Origin of the sequence: Stenotrophomonas sp. SrG (assembly GCF_050031795.1) — a bacterium.
GTDB classification, from domain to species: domain Bacteria; phylum Pseudomonadota; class Gammaproteobacteria; order Xanthomonadales; family Xanthomonadaceae; genus Stenotrophomonas; species Stenotrophomonas rhizophila_A.
This window is the reverse complement of record NZ_JBNBBE010000003.1, coordinates 184991-202285: the sequence shown is the minus strand read 5'-3', so window position 1 is coordinate 202285 and position 17295 is coordinate 184991. Positions and strand designations below refer to the sequence as shown.

Below are 17295 nucleotides of genomic sequence, written 5' to 3'. Positions count from 1 at the left end.
TGCCGAACCGGTGGTGGGCAGCGACTGGGCCCACCACCTGGCCTCGCCGTTGGGCCTGTTCCTGCTGCAGCTGCTGGTGCTGCTGGTGGTCGCCAAGGGCGCGGGCGCGCTGTTGAAGCGGCTGGGCCAGCCGGCGGTGATCGGCGAAATGGCCGCCGGCCTGATGATGGGCCCGCTGGTGCTGGGCAGCCTGCTGCCGGGCCTGCACGGGGCGCTGTTCCCGGCCAGCTCGCTCGGCCCGCTGGGCATGCTCAGCCAGCTGGGCGTGCTGATGTTCCTGCTGGTGGCCGGTGCCGAGCTCGACCTGGGCGGGCTGCGCGGCCGCCGCCGTTTCGCCTTCACCGTGAGCCATGCCGGCATTGCCGTGCCGTTCGTGCTGGGTGTGCTGCTGGCGATCTGGCTGTATCCCGAACACGGGCCGCAGGGCGTGGGCTTCACCGCCTTCGCGCTGTTCGTGGGTATTTCGCTGAGCATCACCGCGTTCCCGGTGCTGCTGCGGATCCTCGCGGACCGCGGCATCACCCAGACCCCGCTGGGACAGACCGCGATTGCCTGCGCGGCGCTCGGCGATGCCACCGCATGGTGCCTGCTGGCCTTGATCGTGGCCGCCGCCCAGGCCACCGGCTGGGTGCCAGCCAGCCTGAGCCTGCTGTGCGTGGTGGTGTTCATCGCGCTGATGCTGGGCGTGGTCAAACCGTGGTTCTCGCGCCAGGTCATTCAACCGGGCAGCGAAGGCCGCTGGCTGCTGGGCATGCTGCTGCTGTCGCTGGGCAGTGCACTGGTTACCGAAGTGCTGGGCATCCATGCGCTGTTCGGCGCGTTTGCGGCCGGCGTCGCCGTCTCGTCGAATGCGCAGCTGCGCGGGTTGTTGATCGCCCGCGTCGAGCCGTTCGCGGTCACCCTGCTGCTGCCGTTGTTCTTCGCCATGACCGGCCTGCGCATGCGCGCCGATGCGCTGCAGGGCAGCGACCTGCTGCTGTGCGCGGTGGTGATCGCGGTGGCCACGCTGGGCAAGCTGTTCGGCACCTGGAGCGCCGCGCGCAGCGCAGGCATGGGCAACCACGAAGCCTGGAAGCTGGGCGCGTTGATGAACACGCGCGGCCTGATGGAGCTGATCGTGCTCAACCTGGGCTACGAGCTGGGCTTCCTCGGCGACCGCCTGTTCGCGGTGCTGGTGATCATGGCGCTGGTGACCACCGCCATGACCGGCCCGTTGCTGAGCTGGATGGAGCGCTGGAAGGTACGCGCCTAACCACCGGATGGCGGTACACGCGACGGCGTGCGCGACGGGGTGCGCAACGGGGTAGAGCGGACTGTCAGTCCGCTTCCTTGCCGGGTTCCAGCACCAGCGTGTAACGCGCCTTGCCCGGCAGGAACGGCGTCGGCCTGCCGTGCACCCAATCTTCGTGGCCTGCGCCCCAGAACGGCGACAGCGGATGGCCGCTCTGGCCGCCGGGCATGTGGATGATCCCGTCGGCTTCATGCCCGGGCGATACCACCATGCGTTGCGAGGCACCGAAGGACGGGCCCTGCACGCGTGGCAGGTTGCTGTCGCCGGGCAGCGCATCGGCCGGCATGCACAGCCACGGCCGGGCGAAGGCGGGCAGGGCGCGGCTGATCGGGTGGCAGATGGCCGCCGTGTTGCGCTCACCCCAGGTGCGCCTGGAGAGGTCCGCTCCCTTTTCCACCAGCTCGGTCTCCGCCTGCCGCGCCGCATCGGCCAGCAGCGCGTTCCAGTCCGCGTACGGTGCCGGCAGGAGATGCGCGGGCTGTTCACTCACCAGCGGCCAAAGAACACCCTCGACCTGCGCCAGCTTCGGCTCCAGGTAGTCTTCGCCCAGCGATTGCTTGGCCGGCGCGAGCAGCGCAGTGGTGATGATGTCCTGCACCTTGCTGCGGAAGCCGCGTGCGATCCGGTAGCTCACCGCCTCGGCCGACGCGTGGCCTTCCCACTGCCGGCTGGCTGCCTCCAGGCGCTTCAATGCCGGGTCATCGCTGTATTCGACCACCTGCCGCAGCAGGGTCCACCAGCGTTCAAGGAATACCGCGCGGTCGTCCAGCTGGATCGCCAGCAGGTCGCGTTCGCTGAAACGCTGCTTCGCGTTGAGGTCGTCGCGGATCTGCCGCCCACGCGCGCCCAGGTCGTAGCCAGCGTTGCCGGCCATTGCCAGCTCGGCGCCATCCAGCACGCGGCCGTTGGCGGTCCACAGCCGCTGGCTGGGCGGATCTACCAAGGCAGGCGACTGGTCGCTGCGGATCGCCCACGGCGCGCAATGGGCCGGTGCGACGGTGGTGAAGCCGCTGGGCGGGCAGTCCGCCGCGCGATCCGGGCGGGCGCCGATCAACCGCCACGCGATGCGGCCCTTCGCGTCGGCCAGCAACAGGTTCTGGGTGGGAATGCCGGCGCGGTCAGCGATCTTCAGCGCATCGTCGAGGTCGCCGGCCCGCGCCATGTCGGCGAACGCCATGCTGACCGCGCCCGGCAACTGTGCGGTCCAGCGCAGCGCTTCGCCGCTGCCATCGGCGCGCTCGCGCAGGATCGGGCCCCACGCGGTTTCGCGCACGCGCAGGCTTACGTCGGCCCCGCCGGCCACCCGGATGCGCTCTTCGTGCACCTGGACGCCTTCCGCGCCTGCGGCGACAGGCATGAAGTCGGCGTTGTCGATGTAGCTGTTGGTGAAGCCCCAGGCCACATGACCGTTGCTGCCGACCACGATCGCCGGCAACCCGGGCAGCGAGAAGCCGCTGACATCCACCTGGCCGTCCGGTGCGGCGGGGTCGGGGTAGCGCAGGCGTACCCGGAACCACAGGTTCGGCGCGCGCAGGCCCAGGTGCATGTCATCGGCGAGGATCGCGCGGCCATCGGCAGTCAATGCGCCGGCCACCGCGAAGTTGTTGCTGCCATGCACGTCCTGCCCGGCGCGTTCGCTGCTGCCTTCATGCGCAGAGGGTGACGGCCGTTGGCCGTTACGCAATTGGAGCGCATCGGCGGGCGGCAACAGCGCATTCCCGCGCGCTTGGCCAAACAAGGGCGCATCCCATTCGCTGCCGTCGTGGCTGAGCAGCGCGTACAGCGCCGGGGGTGCCACCGCGCGGATCCGGCGCATGGCCAGCTCGTTCTCGTTGGTGGGGTCCTGCAGGTCCGCGTACATGGCCAGCCCGGCCAGCACCGAATCGGTGGCGGTCCATGCGGTCGGTTGCTGGCGCAGCAGCAGGTACGGCCAGGGGCGCACGCGCAGGCTGCCCAGGCCGCGGTTGACGCCTTCCACGTAGGCCTGCACCACCTGCGGGCGCTCGCCCAGCGCCTGTGCAAGGTGCGCTTCGGTGCGGGCACGCAGGCGGTGCACCCGCATGCGCTGGTCGGTGGGCACGGCAGCCGGACCGAACAGCTCGGACAGCTCGCCGGCGGCCGCGCGGCGCATCAGGTCCATCTCGAAATAGCGCTCCTGCGCATGCACCAGCCCCAGTGCCCGCATCGCATCGGCCTCGCTGCCGGCATCGATGGTGACCACGCCCAGCGCATCGCGGCTGACGCTGACCCTGCCCTGCAACCCGGCCACGGACTGTTCGCCTTCCAGCGCCGGCAGGCTGCCGCGCAGCAGGAACCAGGCCACGCCGATCACGACGACCACGATCCCGACCAGCACCCCGAACGCCCACGCACCCCGTTTCAGCCAACGACGCATCCCACGCTCCCCGAACAAGGTCATGCAGGCCGCCCCCACCTGCGCCTGCGCATGCAACTGATTCCGATTAGATCACGGCGATCCGGGATAGGGCACCATGGCTCCCATCGATTCACAGGAGCTCCCCCATGAAAGGCCATCCCGACGTCATTGAATGCCTGAAGGAACTGCTGCGCGGCGAACTTGCCGCGCGCGACCAGTACTTCATCCACTCGCGCCGCTACGAGGACCAGGGTCTGTTCGCGCTGTACGAGCGCCTCAACCACGAGATGGAGGAGGAGACCCAGCACGCCGACGCGCTGCTGCGCCGCATCCTGTTCCTGGGCGGCAACCCGGACATGCGTCCGCACGGCTTCGAGCCGGGCGTGACCGTGGAGGACATGCTGCAGAAGGACCTGGACACTGAATACAGCGTGCGCAACAACCTGGCGGCCGGCATGAAGCTGTGCGAACAGCACCAGGATTACGTGAGCCGCGACATGCTGCTGGTCCAGCTCAAGGACACCGAAGAAGACCACGCCTGGTGGCTGGAACAGCAGCTGGGCCTGATCAAGCGCATCGGCCTGGCCCTGTACCAGACCAGCAAGATGGACGCGAAGGGCACCGCCGCGCATTGAGGTGCCGGTAGCGCCCGACCGTGGGTCGGGCGGAACCCACTGCCAGCCAGCCACAAGCCAGCCAGCGATGGATACAAAAAAAACCGGGGAAATCCCCGGTTTTTTCTTGGGCGATCATTCCACCGACAACCCTTCCACCTTCTGCCACCCACGCGGCAGCAGGTGCCCGCGGCTGGCGCGGCTGCCGAGGTAGGCCTCCAGGTCCTTGTACGACAGGTTCATCGTGCGCTGCCCGCTGCGCACCAGCAGCGTGTTGCCCGGGCCCACCGCCACCACCGCGACCACGCGCTCGGTGGCCAGCTTGGCCTTGGGGATTTCGATGATCTTGTTGCCCTTGCCCTTGTCCAGTTCCGGCAGGTCGCTGGCGGGGATGGCCAGCAGGTTGCCCGAGCTGGTCACCGCCACGATGCGGTCGGTGTCCGGGTTGGCGACCACGGCCGGGGTCAGCACCTTCGAACCGGAGGTGAGGTTGAGCATCGCCTTGCCGGCCTTGTTGCGCCCGGTCAGGTTCTCGAAGCGGGTCACGAAGCCATAGCCATGCGTGGAGGCCAGCACGAAGCGGGTGGCGTTTTCGCCGCTGGCCAGGGTCATGAAGGCACTGCCCGGCGCCGGCGAGAAGCGGCCGGTGAGCGGCTCGCCGTTGCCACGTGCCGAGGGCAGCGTATGCACCAGCGTGGAGTAGGCGCGGCCTTCGCTGTCCAGGAACGCCACCTGCTGCGTGCTGCGCGCACGCACCGAACCCAGCAGGGCATCGCCGTCGCGGTAGGACAGGGTGGACGGGTCCATGTCGTGGCCCTTGGCCGCGCGGATCCAGCCCTTTTCGGACAGCACCACGGTCATCGGCTCGCTCGGCACCAGCTCGGTTTCGTCAATCGCCTGCGCCGCGCCACGCTGCACCAGCGGCGAACGGCGCGCGTCGCCGAACTTCTTCGCATCGGCCACCAGCTCGTCGCGGATCAGCTTGCGCAGCTTGGCCTTGCTGTCCAGGATCGACTGGATCTTGTCGCGTTCCCTGGCCAGCTCGTCCTGCTCGCCGCGGATCTTCATTTCTTCCAGGCGCGCCAGTTGCTTGAGCTTGGTTTCCAGGATGTATTCGGCCTGGTCGTCGCTCAGGCCAAAGCGCGCGATCAGCGCCCGCTTGGGTTCGTCCTCGGTGCGGATGATGTGGATCACTTCATCCAGGTTGAGGAACGCCACCAGCAGGCCTTCCAACAGGTGCAGGCGACGCTCGACCTTCTCCAGGCGATGGGTGAGGCGGCGGGTCACGGTGGTCCCGCGGAACTGCAGCCATTCGCTGAGCAGCATCTTCAGGTTCTTCACCTGCGGACGCCCGTCCAACCCGATCACGTTGAGGTTGACCCGGTAGCTGCGCTCCAGGTCGGTGGTGGCGAACAGGTGGCCCATCAGCTGTTCGGCATCGACACGGTTGGAACGCGGCACCAGCACCACCCGCACCGGGTTGGCATGGTCGGATTCATCGCGGATGTCTTCCAGCCACGGCAGCTTCTTGGCGCGCATCTGCGCCGCGATCTGCTCGATCACCTTCGAGGGCGAGACCTGGAACGGCAGCGCGTTGATGACGATGTTGGTGCCGTCCTTGAAGAACGTCGAGCGTGCACGCACGCTGCCGTAGCCGGTTTCGTACATGGTGCGCAGGTCGGCGGCCGGGGTGATGATCTCGGCCGCGCTCGGGTAATCCGGGCCCTTCACGTGTTCGAGCAGGTCGCTGATGCTGGCCTCGGGGTCATCCAGCAGGTGCAGCAGCGCGCTGACGATCTCGTTGAGGTTGTGCGGCGGTACGTCGGTGGCCATGCCGACGGCAATGCCGGTGGTGCCGTTGAGCAGCAGGTGCGGCAGGCGTGCCGGCATCCAGGTCGGCTCTTCCAGGGTGCCGTCGAAGTTCGGGGTCCAGTCGGTGGTGCCCTGGTTGATTTCGCCCAGCAGCACCTCGGCGATCGGGGTCAGTTTGGACTCGGTGTAGCGCATCGCCGCGAACGACTTGGGATCGTCGGTGGAACCAAAGTTGCCCTGGCCTTCGATCAGCGGGTAGCGGTACGAGAACGGCTGGGCCATCAGCACCAACGCTTCGTAGCAGGCGCTGTCGCCGTGCGGATGGTACTTACCAATGACGTCGCCGACGGTGCGCGCGGACTTCTTCGGCTTGGCGGCGGCGTTCAGCCCCAGCTCGCTCATCGCGTAGATGATGCGGCGCTGCACCGGCTTGAGGCCGTCGCCGATGAACGGCAGCGCACGGTCGAGCACCACGTACATCGAGTAGTCCAGGTACGCCCGTTCAGCGTATTCACGCAGGGGCAGCTGTTCAAAGCCGTGGAAAGCGGGGCGGGCTAGATCGGTCATGCGGGATTGTTACCTGTGGCAAGGGACGGCGACGGCTGTCGCCCTCGCAGGCGGTCGATTATCCGGATGCGGCGTGGGATGCCAAGCGATGTGAAGGAATCGGGGCCGGGCCGTTGTCCTGAATGGGGCAACACTGCATTTCCTTCCAGATTAAATATTTCCATTGAGAAATATATTTTCCGGAAGTAAAGTGCGTCCCCATGATGATCTGCCCCGATACCACGCCGCCCAGCCTGGGCCTGCTGCTGCGCCAGGTGCGTGACGGCCTGATGCGCCAGCTGGACGTTTCCATGGCCGAGGAAAACCTCGATATCGGCTTCACCCACTACCTGGGGCTGAAGGTGCTGTCGTTCCGCGCGCCCTGTACCGCCAACGAACTGGCCCAGGCCCTGGACCAGGTGCCCAGCGCGGTCACCCGCCTGCTGGACAAGCTGGAAGCGCTGGGCTGCGTCCGCCGTGAACCGCATGCGCAGGACCGGCGTGCGCTGCAGATCGTACTGACCGACGAGGGCCGCCAGCTGTGGGCCCGCCTGAAGCAACGCGGCGACGCGGTGATGGACGACGCCATGCGCGACCTGTCCGCCGACGAGCGCGCGCTGCTGCTTTCCCTGTTGACCCGTGTCCGCGACTCTCTGATTACGCCATGACTTCCATACCTGATCGCACCTCATCGCTGCGCCCGCTGCGGCCGGCGCTGCTGTCTGTGCTGGCGCTGGCGCTGGCTGCCTGTGCCAGCACCGGCGGCCTGCAACCGCACGGCCAGCTGCTCGACGCCGACAGCCTGCAGACCCAGCGCACCCTGGCCGGCCATACCCTGAGCCCGTCGGCATTCCCGGCCACCGACTGGTGGCGGGCGCTGAACGACCCGCAGCTGGACGCCCTGATCGCCGAAGGCCTGCAGCGCAACCCGGGCCTGGAGGCGGCCGATGCACGCCTGCGCCAGGCGCGTGCCCAGATTGGCACCGCGCATGCCGACCGCCTGCCCAGCGTGTCCGCTTCCGGCGGCTACACCGGCGTGCGCCTGCCCGAATCGATGGTGGGTGACGAACTTGGCGGCAGCTATGCCGGCAGCGGCCAGGCCTACCTCAGCGTCAGCTACGGGGTGGACCTGTGGGGCGGCAAGCGTGCTGCGTGGGAGGCGGCGGTGGACAGCGGGCATGCCGCGGCCGTCGACGCGCAGGCCGCGCGCCTGAACCTGTCGGCCGGCATTGCCGAAGCTTACGCGCAGCTCGGCTATGCGTGGCAGCTGCACGATGTGGCCAGCGAAGAGCTGGACCGCTCGCAGAAAACGCTTGACCTGACCCGCCAGCGTCGCGCGGCGGGCATCGACAGCGACCTGCAGACCCGCCAGGCCGAAGCCCGCATTCCGGCCGCGCAGCAGCAGCTGCAGGCAGCGCAGCAGCAGATCGACGAGGCCCGCACCGCGCTGGCCGCGCTGGTCGGGCAGGGCCCGGACCGTGGCCTGCAGATCGAACGCCCGCAGCCGCTCAACCCGCTGGCACTGCAGCTGCCGGGCGTGCTGCCGAGCGAACTACTGGGCCGCCGCCCGGACATCGTCGCCGCACGCTGGCGGGTCGAGGCGGCCGGCCGCGAGATCGACGCGGCCAAGGCGAAGTTCTATCCCAGCCTCAACCTCACCGCGCTCGGCGGCGTGGTCGCCAGCGAAGTGGACCAGCTGCTCAAGAGCGGCTCGACCTTCGCCTTCATCGGCCCGGCGCTGAGCCTGCCGATCTTCGACGGTGGCCGCCTGCGTGCCAACCTGGACAAAACCGACGCGCAGTACGACCTGGCCGTGGCCGACTACAACCAGTCGGTGGTCACCGCACTGCGCGAGGTGGCCGACCAGGTCAACGCGGTGCGTTCGCTGGCCGACCAGGCCGCCTCGCAGGCGCAGGCCGTCGCCACCGCCCGCGCCGCGCATGACCTGGCGCAGCAGCGCTACAAGGCCGGCATCGGCAGCTACCTGGACGTGCTCAGCGTGGAGTCGCAGCTGCTGCAGTCGCAGCAGCAGCTGGCCTCGCTGCAGTCGCGGCAGATCCTTGTTTCGGTTCGGCTGAGCCAGGCGCTGGGCGGGGGCTTCACCCCGTCCGGCGACACCGCAACGCTCGCCACCGCCCCCGAATCCACGCATTCCTGAGAGTCCTCCCATGAGCCAGACTTCCGCTCCTGCTGCCGCACCGGCAGCCCCTTCCCGCCGTGGCAAGCTGCTGCGCGGCCTGTTGGCCATCGTGGTGCTGCTGCTTGCCGCTGCGGCGCTGTGGTACTTCATGTTCGGCCGCTGGTTCGAAGAAACCGACGACGCCTACGTGCAGGGCAACCAGGTCCAGATCACCCCGCTGGTGACCGGTACCGTGGTGGCGATCAACGCCGATGACGGCATGCGCGTCGAGCGCGGCCAGCTGCTGGTGCAGCTGGACCCGGCCGACACCGAAGTGGCGCTGCAGCAGGCCCGCGCCAACCTGGCCCGGACCGTGCGCCAGACCCGTGGCCTGTACCGCAGCGTGGAAGGCGCGCAGGCCGAACTGAGCGCGCGCCAGGTCACCCTCAACCGTGTCCGCGAAGACTTCGCCCGCCGCAAGGGCCTGGCCGCCACCGGCGCCATCTCCGATGAAGAGCTGGCGCACGCCCGCAACGAGCTGGCCGCCGCCGAAGCGGCCGTGGCCGGCTCGCGCGAAACCTTCGAGCGCAGCAACGCGCTGGTCGACGACACCGTGATCGCCACCCAGCCGGACGTGGAAGCGGCTGCCGCGCAGCTGCGCCAGGCCTACCTCAACAACGCCCGCGCCGGCATCGTCGCGCCGGTCAGCGGGTACGTGGCCCGTCGCTCGGTGCAGGTGGGCCAGCGCGTGCAGCCGGGTACCGCGCTGATGGCGGTGGTGCCGACCGAACAGATGTGGGTGGAAGCCAACTTCAAGGAAACCCAGCTGCGCCACATGCGCCTGGGCCAGGAAGTGGAGCTGCGCTCGGACCTGTACGGCGGTGAGGTGAAGTACAAGGGCCGCATCGACAGCCTGGGCCTGGGCACCGGTTCGGCGTTCTCGCTGCTGCCGGCGCAGAACGCCAGCGGCAATTGGATCAAGATCGTGCAGCGCGTGCCGGTGCGCATCGCCATCGATGCCAAGCAGCTGGCCGACAATCCGCTGCGCATCGGTCTGTCGATGAAGGCGGAAGTGAGCCTGCGCGACCAGAAGGGCACGGTGCTGCCGACCACCACGGCCAAGGGCCAGGTGTTCGACACCGACGTGTATGCCAAGCAGCTGCACAGCGCCGACGACGTGATCCACGAGATCATCCAGAGCAACCTGCCGCGCACGGCAAAGGCAAGCTGAGGCCACCATGTCCGCACAAGCTCCCGCCGCGCCCGGCCTGCCGGGCGCGCCGTCGGCGCCAGGTGCGACCGGCGCGTTCCGGCCGGCCAACGTGGCGTTGTGTACGGCAGGCCTGGCCATGGCCTCGTTCATGCAGGTGCTCGACACCACCATCGCCAACGTCTCGCTGCCGACCATCGCCGGCAACCTCGGCGCCAGTTCGCAGCAGGCGACCTGGGTCATCACCTCGTTCGCGGTCAGCACGGCCATCGCGCTGCCGCTGACCGGCTGGCTGAGCCGCCGCTTCGGTGAAACCAAGCTGTTCATCTGGGCCACGCTGTCGTTCGTGATCGCGTCGCTGCTGTGCGGCCTGGCGCAGAGCATGGGCATGCTGGTGGTATCGCGCGCCCTGCAGGGTTTCGTGGCCGGTCCGATGTACCCGATCACGCAGTCGCTGCTGGTCTCGATCTACCCCCGCGAGAAACGCGGGCAGGCGCTGGCGCTGCTGGCGATGATCACGGTGGTGGCGCCGATCTGCGGCCCGATCCTGGGCGGCTGGATCACCGACAATTACAGCTGGGAATGGATCTTCCTGATCAATGTGCCGCTGGGCATCTTCGCGGCGCTGGTGGTGGGCAACCAGTTGAAGGGCCGTCCGGAGCAGATCGAAAAGCCGAAGATGGACTACGTGGGCCTGATCACGCTGGTGATCGGCGTGGGTGCGCTGCAGCTGGTGCTGGACCTGGGCAACGACGAGGACTGGTTCAGTTCGCCGACGATCGTGGTGCTGGCCTGCATTTCGGTGGTGGCGCTGGCGGTGTTCCTGATCTGGGAACTGACCGACAAGGATCCGATCGTGGATTTGCGGCTGTTCCGCCACCGCAACTTCCGCGCCGGCACGCTGGCGATGGTGGTGGCGTACGCGGCGTTCTTCAGCGTGTCGCTGCTGATCCCGCAGTGGCTGCAGCGTGACATGGGCTATACGGCGATCTGGGCGGGCCTGGCGACGGCGCCGATCGGCATCCTGCCGGTGATCATGACGCCGTTCGTAGGTAAGTACGCATCGCGGTTCGACATGCGCTGGATCGCATCGTTCGCGTTCGTGTTCCTGTCGTTCACCAGCTTCCTGCGTTCGGGCTTCAACCTGCAGGTGGACTTCGCGCACGTGGCGGGGGTGCAGCTGATCATGGGCATCGGCGTGGCATTGTTCTTCATGCCGGTGCTGCAGATCCTGCTGTCGGACCTGGATGGCCGCGAGATCGCGGCAGGTTCCGGCCTGGCCACCTTCCTGCGCACACTGGGCGGCAGCTTCGCGGCATCGCTGACCACGTGGCTGTGGGCGCGCCGCACGCAGGAACACCATGCGCACCTGACCGAAAGCATTTCCGGCTACACGCCGGGCATGCAGGAGAAGGTGGCGGCGATGGGGCAGGGCGACCTGCAACATGGTGCAGCGGCGTTGAACAACATCATCAACCACCAGGCATCGCAGATGGGCTTCAACGACATCTTCTTCCTGCTGGGCTGGATCTTCCTGGCCATCATTGCGTTCCTGTGGCTGGCCAAGCCGCCGTTCGGCGCCGGTGCCGGCGCGGCGTCTGCCGGCGGGCATTGATGGTGTGAATTGCTGAAACGAAAACCCCCGCTGAAGAGCGGGGTTTTTTTGTTGCGACAGCTAAAGGCAGCGTTTCAGTTTTTCCGTGCTGGGGAGGCCGACGGGCAGCCCCTTACGGGACACGCCGTGAATACATCCTTGTAGGCTTGGCAAAAACATCCATGTTTTTGACAGTCCCTACAGGGGCTGCCCGCCGGCCTCCCCCGACAGATGGTCGCGTGCGGAAACGAAGAGCAGCCACGCATGGCGTGGCTCGACGCGGCCGGTACGCGAATGTGGTTGGGGCCGATTACCCGACGGTTAGGCCGAATGGGTCTGGGGGCGGTAGCGTCGGTTCCCGAACGACGGCACGGAACGCCACCGCGTCCGGTAACGCATGAAAATGATCGGCACCGCCGTTGATCTTCCATGGCCACCAACACACCGTCGAGGGTCGGCGTACCCCCGCACCCGCCGGCCCAGCAGGCCAACCGATGGTCACCGGCTGTTCGCCAGAATGCATGAAGCCGGGCACAGCCCGGCACCATGAAATCGAGAGTAATAGAAACGAAAAAACCCGCTTTCGCGGGTTTGATCATTTACTGAGTCATGGTGCCCAGGAGAGGACTCGAACCTCCACGAAGTTGCCCCCGCTAGCACCTGAAGCTAGTGCGTCTACCAATTCCGCCACCTGGGCGACTCAGGAGGAGAATTTTGCGGGAGAACCACGAATGTGTCAACAGGATGTCGAAGAAAATTTCCCGCGCGATCCCTGCCGCAGAAACGAAAAAACCCGCTTGCGCGGGTTTGATCATTTACCGAGTCGTGGTGCCCAGAAGAGGACTCGAACCTCCACGAAGTTGCCCCCGCTAGCACCTGAAGCTAGTGCGTCTACCAATTCCGCCATCTGGGCGACTCAGGGGGCGAATTATGCGGAAGCAGCCGGAGGCTGTCAATGCATGCGCGGACGCCGATTGGCATACTCGGCCCACACCGACGCTCTGGAGTTTCCATGGCACTGCCGATCCTGCACGCCCACCCGCTGTCGTCCTGTTGCCAGAAGGTACTGATTGCCGCCCGCGTGCTCGGCGTGGCCCTGGACGAGCGCATGGTGAGCCTGGGCGACCCGGCCGATCGGGCGATGCTCCACGCCATCTCCCCGGCCGCGAAGATGCCCGTTCTGGTCGACCGGGGCCGGGCCGTCGCCGAGACCAGCATCATCATCGAATACCTGCAGCAGCACCTGGCCACCGGCGCACGCCTGATTCCTGCCGATGCCGATGCTGCCCTGGCCGTGCGCTTCTGGGACCGGTTCTCCGACTTTTATGTGATGACCCCGATGCAGGCGCTGACCGCCGAACAGCTCAAGCCCGAAAGCGGGCGCAGCGAAGATGCAGCGCAGACTGCCCGGTCACGGCTGCTGGAGAGCTACGCCGCCATGAACCGCCAGCTCGAAGGCCGCACGTGGCTGGCCGGCGAAGGATTCAGCATGGCCGATTGTGCGGCGGCGCCCGCGCTGTTCTATGCCGTGGCCTATGTGCCGGTTCCCGGCACCGAGGTTCACCTGCTCGGCTATTTCGAGCGCTTGATGGCGCATCCAGCGGTGGCCGCAGTGGTCGACGCGGCGCGGCCCTGGTTCAAGTACTTCCCGGGGCGGGCAGGGCTGTCGGCCCGGTACTACATACCCGAGGCCTGAAACGAAAAAACCCGCTTGCGCGGGTTTGATCATTTTCTGAGTCATGGTGCCCAGGAGAGGACTCGAACCTCCACGAAGTTGCCCCCGCTAGCACCTGAAGCTAGTGCGTCTACCAATTCCGCCACCTGGGCGACTCAGGGGGCGAATTCTGGGCAAGTCCGCAGGGGTTGTCAACGGTTTTGTTAAATTTCTTCACAATCCTGCATGGGCAGAGGCAATGACCCATTCTGCACACCGCCACGCGGTACCATGGGGGTCGATGAAATCAAAGAAACCGACCCGGGGCGCAAAAGCCCCCAAGTCCCCGGCGCCCAAGCAGGCTGCCGGTCCGTCGGGCAAGTCCCGCGCTGCTGCCAAGTCCGGCAAGCTGCCGCCCTGGATGCCCGAGTCAATGAGCACCCCCGCACCGGCTCGTGGCGGCAAGCGCTCCGGCCCCCGCCCGGATGGCCCGCCCATTCCAACCCGCCGCAACCCGCGCCCGAGCGCGCCGGTGGGCAGCGTGGACGATCCCTTCGCCGCCCGCGAAGCCGAACGTTACGCCCAGCCCATTGCCAGCCGCGAAGCGATCCTGCAGCTGCTGGAGCGCTGTGATGGCCCGCAGACCGCCGAGGAAATCGGTATCCAGCTTGGCCTGACCGAGCCCGACCGTGCCGACGCGCTGGGCAAGCGCCTGGGCGCGATGGTGCGCGACGGCCAGCTGGTGCAGAACCGCCGCGGCGGCTTCGCCCCGGTGCAGGCCACCAACCTGATCACCGGCGTGGTGATCGCCAACCCCGAAGGGTTCGGCTTCCTGCGCCCGGTCGATGGCGGCGACGACCTGTTCCTGGCGCCGTATGAAATGCGCAAGGTCATGCACGGCGACCGTGTGCTGGCCAACGTCACCGGCATCGACCGCCGCGGCCGCCGCGAAGGCAGCATCGCCCGCGTGCTCGAGCGCGGCATGACCCGCCTGATCGGCCGCTTCAGCGTCGAGTTCGGCATCAATTACGTGGTTCCCGATGACAAGCGCATCCAGCGCAACGTGCAGATTCCGCCCGACCAGACCGGCGATGCCCGCGATGGCCAGCTGGTGGTGTGCGAACTGACCCAGGCCCCGGACACCCGTCGCCCGCCGATCGGCCGCATCATCGCCGTGCTCGGCGACAAGCTCACTGCCTCGCTGATCGTGGAAACCGCGATCCACGGTCATGAGCTGCCGTTCGAGTTCCCGCAGCAGGTGCTGGACGAAGCCGCCTCGGTACCGATGCAGGTGGAGCCGGCCATGATCGGTGACCGCGTCGACCTGCGCAGCACGCCGCTGGTCACCATCGACGGCGAAGACGCCAAGGACTTCGACGACGCGGTCTACTGCGAACCCAACGCCGAAGGCTTCCGCCTGGTGGTGGCCATCGCGGACGTCTCCAACTACGTCCGTCCCGGCACGCCGCTGGACGATGAAGCACAGAAGCGCGCCACCTCGGTGTACTTCCCCGGCTTCGTGGTCCCGATGCTGCCCGAGACGCTGTCCAACGGCATCTGCTCGCTGATGCCCAAGGTCGACCGCATGTGCTTCGTCTGCGACATGCAGGTGAACCGCGACGGCGAAGTCATCCACTCGCGCTTCTACGAAGCGGTGATGAACTCGCACGCGCGCCTGACCTACACCCAGGTCTGGCAGGCGGTGGGCGAAAACGATCCGGCCGCGCGCAATGCCATCGGCGCGCTGCTGCCGCAGGTCGAGCGCCTGCACCAGCTTTACAAGGTGCTGGCCAAGGCCCGCACCCGTCGTGGTGCGATCGAGTTCGAATCCTCCGAAGTGCGCTTCGTGCTCGACAACACCGGCGAAGTCACCCAGGCCGGCATGCTGGTGCGCAACGATGCGCACAAGCTGATCGAGGAATGCATGATTGCGGCCAACGTGCAGGCCGCACGCTACCTGCTGTACAAGCAGGTGCCGGCCCCGTTCCGTGACCACGCCAAGCCGCCGGAAGCCAAGTTCGAGGACCTGCTGGAGTTCCTCAAGGAATTCAAGCTGAGCCTGCCGCCGTGGTCCAAGGTACAGCCGGGCGATTACACCAAGCTGCTCAAGAAGGTGCGCGAGCGCCCCGATTCGGCGCTGATCGAATCGGTGCTGCTGCGCAGCCAGAGCCTGGCGGTGTACTCGCCGGACAACCAGGGCCACTTCGGCCTGGCGCTGGATGCGTATGCGCACTTCACCTCGCCGATCCGGCGTTACCCGGATCTGCTGGTGCACCGTGCGATCAAGCATGCGCTGAGCGGCAAGCCATTGGAGAAGTTCACCTATACCCAGCGCGAAATGGCCGCGCTGGCGCTGCAGTGCTCCGAACGCGAGCGCCGCGCCGACGAGGCCGAGCGCGAGGTCGACGAGCGCTACCGCGCGGCGTGGATGGAAAAGCACGTGGGCGGCCAGTTCGACGGCGTGATCAGCGGCGTGACCAGCTTCGGCCTGTTCGTGGAACTGGACGATTCCAAGGTCAACGGCCTGGTCCATGTCACCCAGCTGCCGCACGACTATTACCAGTTCGACGCGACCCGCAAGACGCTCAGCGGCGAACGCCGTGGCACCAGCTACCGCCTGGGTGACCGTGTGCGGATCCTGGTGCTCAAGGCCAGCATGGAAGAACGCAAGATCGACTTCCGGCTGGTGGAAGAGAAGGGCGACGAAGAACCCCAGCTGCCGCCACGCGGGCAGCCGGCCAAGCGGAAGAAGCAGAAATACTGAGGGGAGGCGCCCCATGAACCCGGTTCCCGAATTCTCCGGCGGTTGCCAATGCGGCGCGGTCCGCTTCCATGTCCGCGGCGCGCTGCCGGATCGTTCCATCTGCCACTGCCGGATGTGCCAGAAGGCCTTCGGGGCGTACTACGCCCCGCTGGTCTCGGTACGCGGGGCCGATTTCCAGTGGACCCGTGGCGAGCCGCGCCGGTTCCAGTCCTCCAACCACTTCCGCCGGGGCTTCTGCGCCGACTGCGGGACGCCGCTGACCTACGAAGGCGAAGACGGCATGGCCGTGGCCGCCGGCGCGTTCGATCAGCCTGAACGGCTGCCGCCGACCGTGCAGTACGGCACCGAGTCCAAGCTGCCGTTCGTGGACCAGCTGGGCGCGCTCGAGGTGATCCTGCAGGAAGACGACCCTGACGCAGAGCGCCTGCGCACGCTGGTTTCCCACCAGCACCCGGACCACGACACCCCCCGCTGGCCCCGTTGAGCGGCCGGGCAGGTGCCGGGCGCTGCGGCAGCCGGACCGGCAATGCTCTACCATTACCACCCCCTGTACCGGTCCCGCCCCCGCAATGAGCAAGCAAAGCCAGTGGATTGTCGGCGTCAACGCCGTCGCCTCCTCGATCGAGAACGATGCCGAGAACGTCCGCGAAGTGCTCATCGAGGCGAGCGCGAAGAATCCGCGGCTGACCGAAATCGAGGAAAACGCACGCCGCAAGGGCATCGACGTGCGCAAGGTGAACACCCAGGCGCTGGATGGCGTGGGCGGTTCGGTCCGCCACCAGGGCGTGGCTGCGCGCTACCAGGCAGCCCGCACCTACGGTGAGAACGAGCTGGAAGGCCTGGTCGAGGCGGCCGAGGGCAAGGCCCTGCTGCTGATCCTGGACGAGGTGCAGGACCCGCACAACCTGGGCGCCTGCCTGCGCAGCGCGGCGGCCGCCGGTGCCACTGCGGTGATCATTCCCAAGGACAAGTCGGCCACGGTCAATGCCACCGTGCGCAAGACCTCGGCCGGCGCCGCCGACCGCATCCCGGTGGTGGCGGTGACCAACCTGTCGCGCTGCCTGAAGGACCTGCAGAAGCAGGGCGTGTGGATCTACGGCCTCGCCGGCGAAGCCACCACCTCGCTGTATTCGATCGACCTGAAGGGCAACGTGGCGCTGGTGCTGGGCGGCGAAGCCGACGGGATGCGCCGCCTGACCCGCGAAAACTGCGACGGCCTGGTCAAGATCCCGATGCCCGGCGACATCGAGAGCCTGAACGTCTCGGTGGCTGCCGGTGTCAGCCTGTTTGAAGCGGTACGTCAGCGCAGCTGAC

Annotated in this window: 12 protein-coding genes and 3 tRNA genes; 10 read left to right on the top strand and 5 right to left on the bottom strand. The window is 67.4% G+C overall.

Annotation, left to right across the window (positions count from 1 at the left end; all coding sequences use genetic code 11):
- On the top strand, positions 1-1252 hold a 1252-nt coding region (locus ACQG3P_RS04505; protein ID WP_426804324.1), incomplete at its 5' end, for a cation:proton antiporter.
- A 64-nt stretch (positions 1253-1316) separates the two neighbouring features.
- On the opposite strand, the gene ACQG3P_RS04500 is transcribed toward ACQG3P_RS04505, so the two are convergent.
- On the bottom strand, positions 1317-3686 hold the full coding sequence (locus tag ACQG3P_RS04500; protein ID WP_426804323.1) for a penicillin acylase family protein: 2370 nt from the start codon (positions 3684-3686) through the stop codon (positions 1317-1319).
- A 128-nt stretch (positions 3687-3814) separates the two neighbouring features.
- Here ACQG3P_RS04500 and ACQG3P_RS04495 point away from each other — a divergent pair, with 128 nt between their 5' ends.
- A complete protein-coding gene (locus ACQG3P_RS04495) occupies positions 3815-4303 on the top strand; it encodes a bacterioferritin (RefSeq protein ID WP_068850537.1) in 489 nt (162 codons plus the stop codon).
- A 114-nt stretch (positions 4304-4417) separates the two neighbouring features.
- Here the strand turns inward: ACQG3P_RS04495 and parC are convergent, their stop codons facing one another.
- Complete coding sequence (gene parC, locus ACQG3P_RS04490; protein ID WP_426804322.1) at positions 4418-6661, bottom strand: DNA topoisomerase IV subunit A; 2244 nt, start codon at positions 6659-6661, stop codon at positions 4418-4420.
- A 203-nt stretch (positions 6662-6864) separates the two neighbouring features.
- Between parC and ACQG3P_RS04485 the strand changes: the two genes are divergently transcribed.
- The 4 genes from ACQG3P_RS04485 to ACQG3P_RS04470 are packed head-to-tail and all read left to right on the top strand — an operon-like array spanning position 6865 to position 11584.
- Entirely contained in the window at positions 6865-7308 is a 444-nt protein-coding gene (locus ACQG3P_RS04485; RefSeq protein ID WP_068854598.1) for a MarR family winged helix-turn-helix transcriptional regulator, read from the top strand.
- A complete protein-coding gene (locus ACQG3P_RS04480; RefSeq protein ID WP_217537332.1) occupies positions 7305-8798 on the top strand; it encodes an efflux transporter outer membrane subunit in 1494 nt (497 codons plus the stop codon). The genes ACQG3P_RS04485 and ACQG3P_RS04480 overlap by 4 nt, the downstream gene beginning before the upstream one ends.
- 10 nt (positions 8799-8808) lie before the next feature.
- A complete protein-coding gene (gene emrA, locus ACQG3P_RS04475) occupies positions 8809-9990 on the top strand; it encodes a multidrug efflux MFS transporter periplasmic adaptor subunit EmrA (protein ID WP_217537334.1) in 1182 nt (393 codons plus the stop codon).
- Between the two features lie 7 nt (positions 9991-9997).
- A complete protein-coding gene (locus tag ACQG3P_RS04470) occupies positions 9998-11584 on the top strand; it encodes a DHA2 family efflux MFS transporter permease subunit (RefSeq protein ID WP_068850548.1) in 1587 nt (528 codons plus the stop codon).
- Between the two features lie 589 nt (positions 11585-12173).
- On the opposite strand, the gene ACQG3P_RS04465 is transcribed toward ACQG3P_RS04470, so the two are convergent.
- Together ACQG3P_RS04465 and ACQG3P_RS04460 are read right to left on the bottom strand one after the other, a co-directional pair.
- A tRNA-Leu gene (locus tag ACQG3P_RS04465) sits at positions 12174-12260 on the bottom strand.
- Between the two features lie 129 nt (positions 12261-12389).
- Positions 12390-12476 (bottom strand) — tRNA-Leu (locus tag ACQG3P_RS04460).
- Between the two features lie 99 nt (positions 12477-12575).
- Between ACQG3P_RS04460 and ACQG3P_RS04455 the strand changes: the two genes are divergently transcribed.
- Entirely contained in the window at positions 12576-13259 is a 684-nt protein-coding gene (locus tag ACQG3P_RS04455) for a glutathione S-transferase family protein (RefSeq protein ID WP_426804321.1), read from the top strand.
- 44 nt (positions 13260-13303) lie between these two features.
- On the opposite strand, the gene ACQG3P_RS04450 is transcribed toward ACQG3P_RS04455, so the two are convergent.
- Positions 13304-13390: transfer RNA gene (locus ACQG3P_RS04450), tRNA-Leu, on the bottom strand.
- Between the two features lie 128 nt (positions 13391-13518).
- Between ACQG3P_RS04450 and rnr the strand changes: the two genes are divergently transcribed.
- The 3 genes from rnr (at position 13519) to rlmB (ending at position 17294) form a co-directional block, all read left to right on the top strand.
- Positions 13519-15981 (top strand): ribonuclease R, encoded by a 2463-nt coding sequence (gene rnr, locus ACQG3P_RS04445; protein WP_426804320.1) that lies wholly within the window; start codon positions 13519-13521, stop codon positions 15979-15981.
- Positions 15982-15994: 13 nt separating this feature from the next.
- A complete protein-coding gene (locus ACQG3P_RS04440) occupies positions 15995-16465 on the top strand; it encodes a GFA family protein (protein ID WP_068850556.1) in 471 nt (156 codons plus the stop codon).
- An 85-nt stretch (positions 16466-16550) separates the two neighbouring features.
- Positions 16551-17294 (top strand): 23S rRNA (guanosine(2251)-2'-O)-methyltransferase RlmB, encoded by a 744-nt coding sequence (rlmB, locus tag ACQG3P_RS04435; protein ID WP_068850558.1) that lies wholly within the window; start codon positions 16551-16553, stop codon positions 17292-17294.
- The last annotated feature ends 1 nt before the right edge of the window (position 17295 follow it).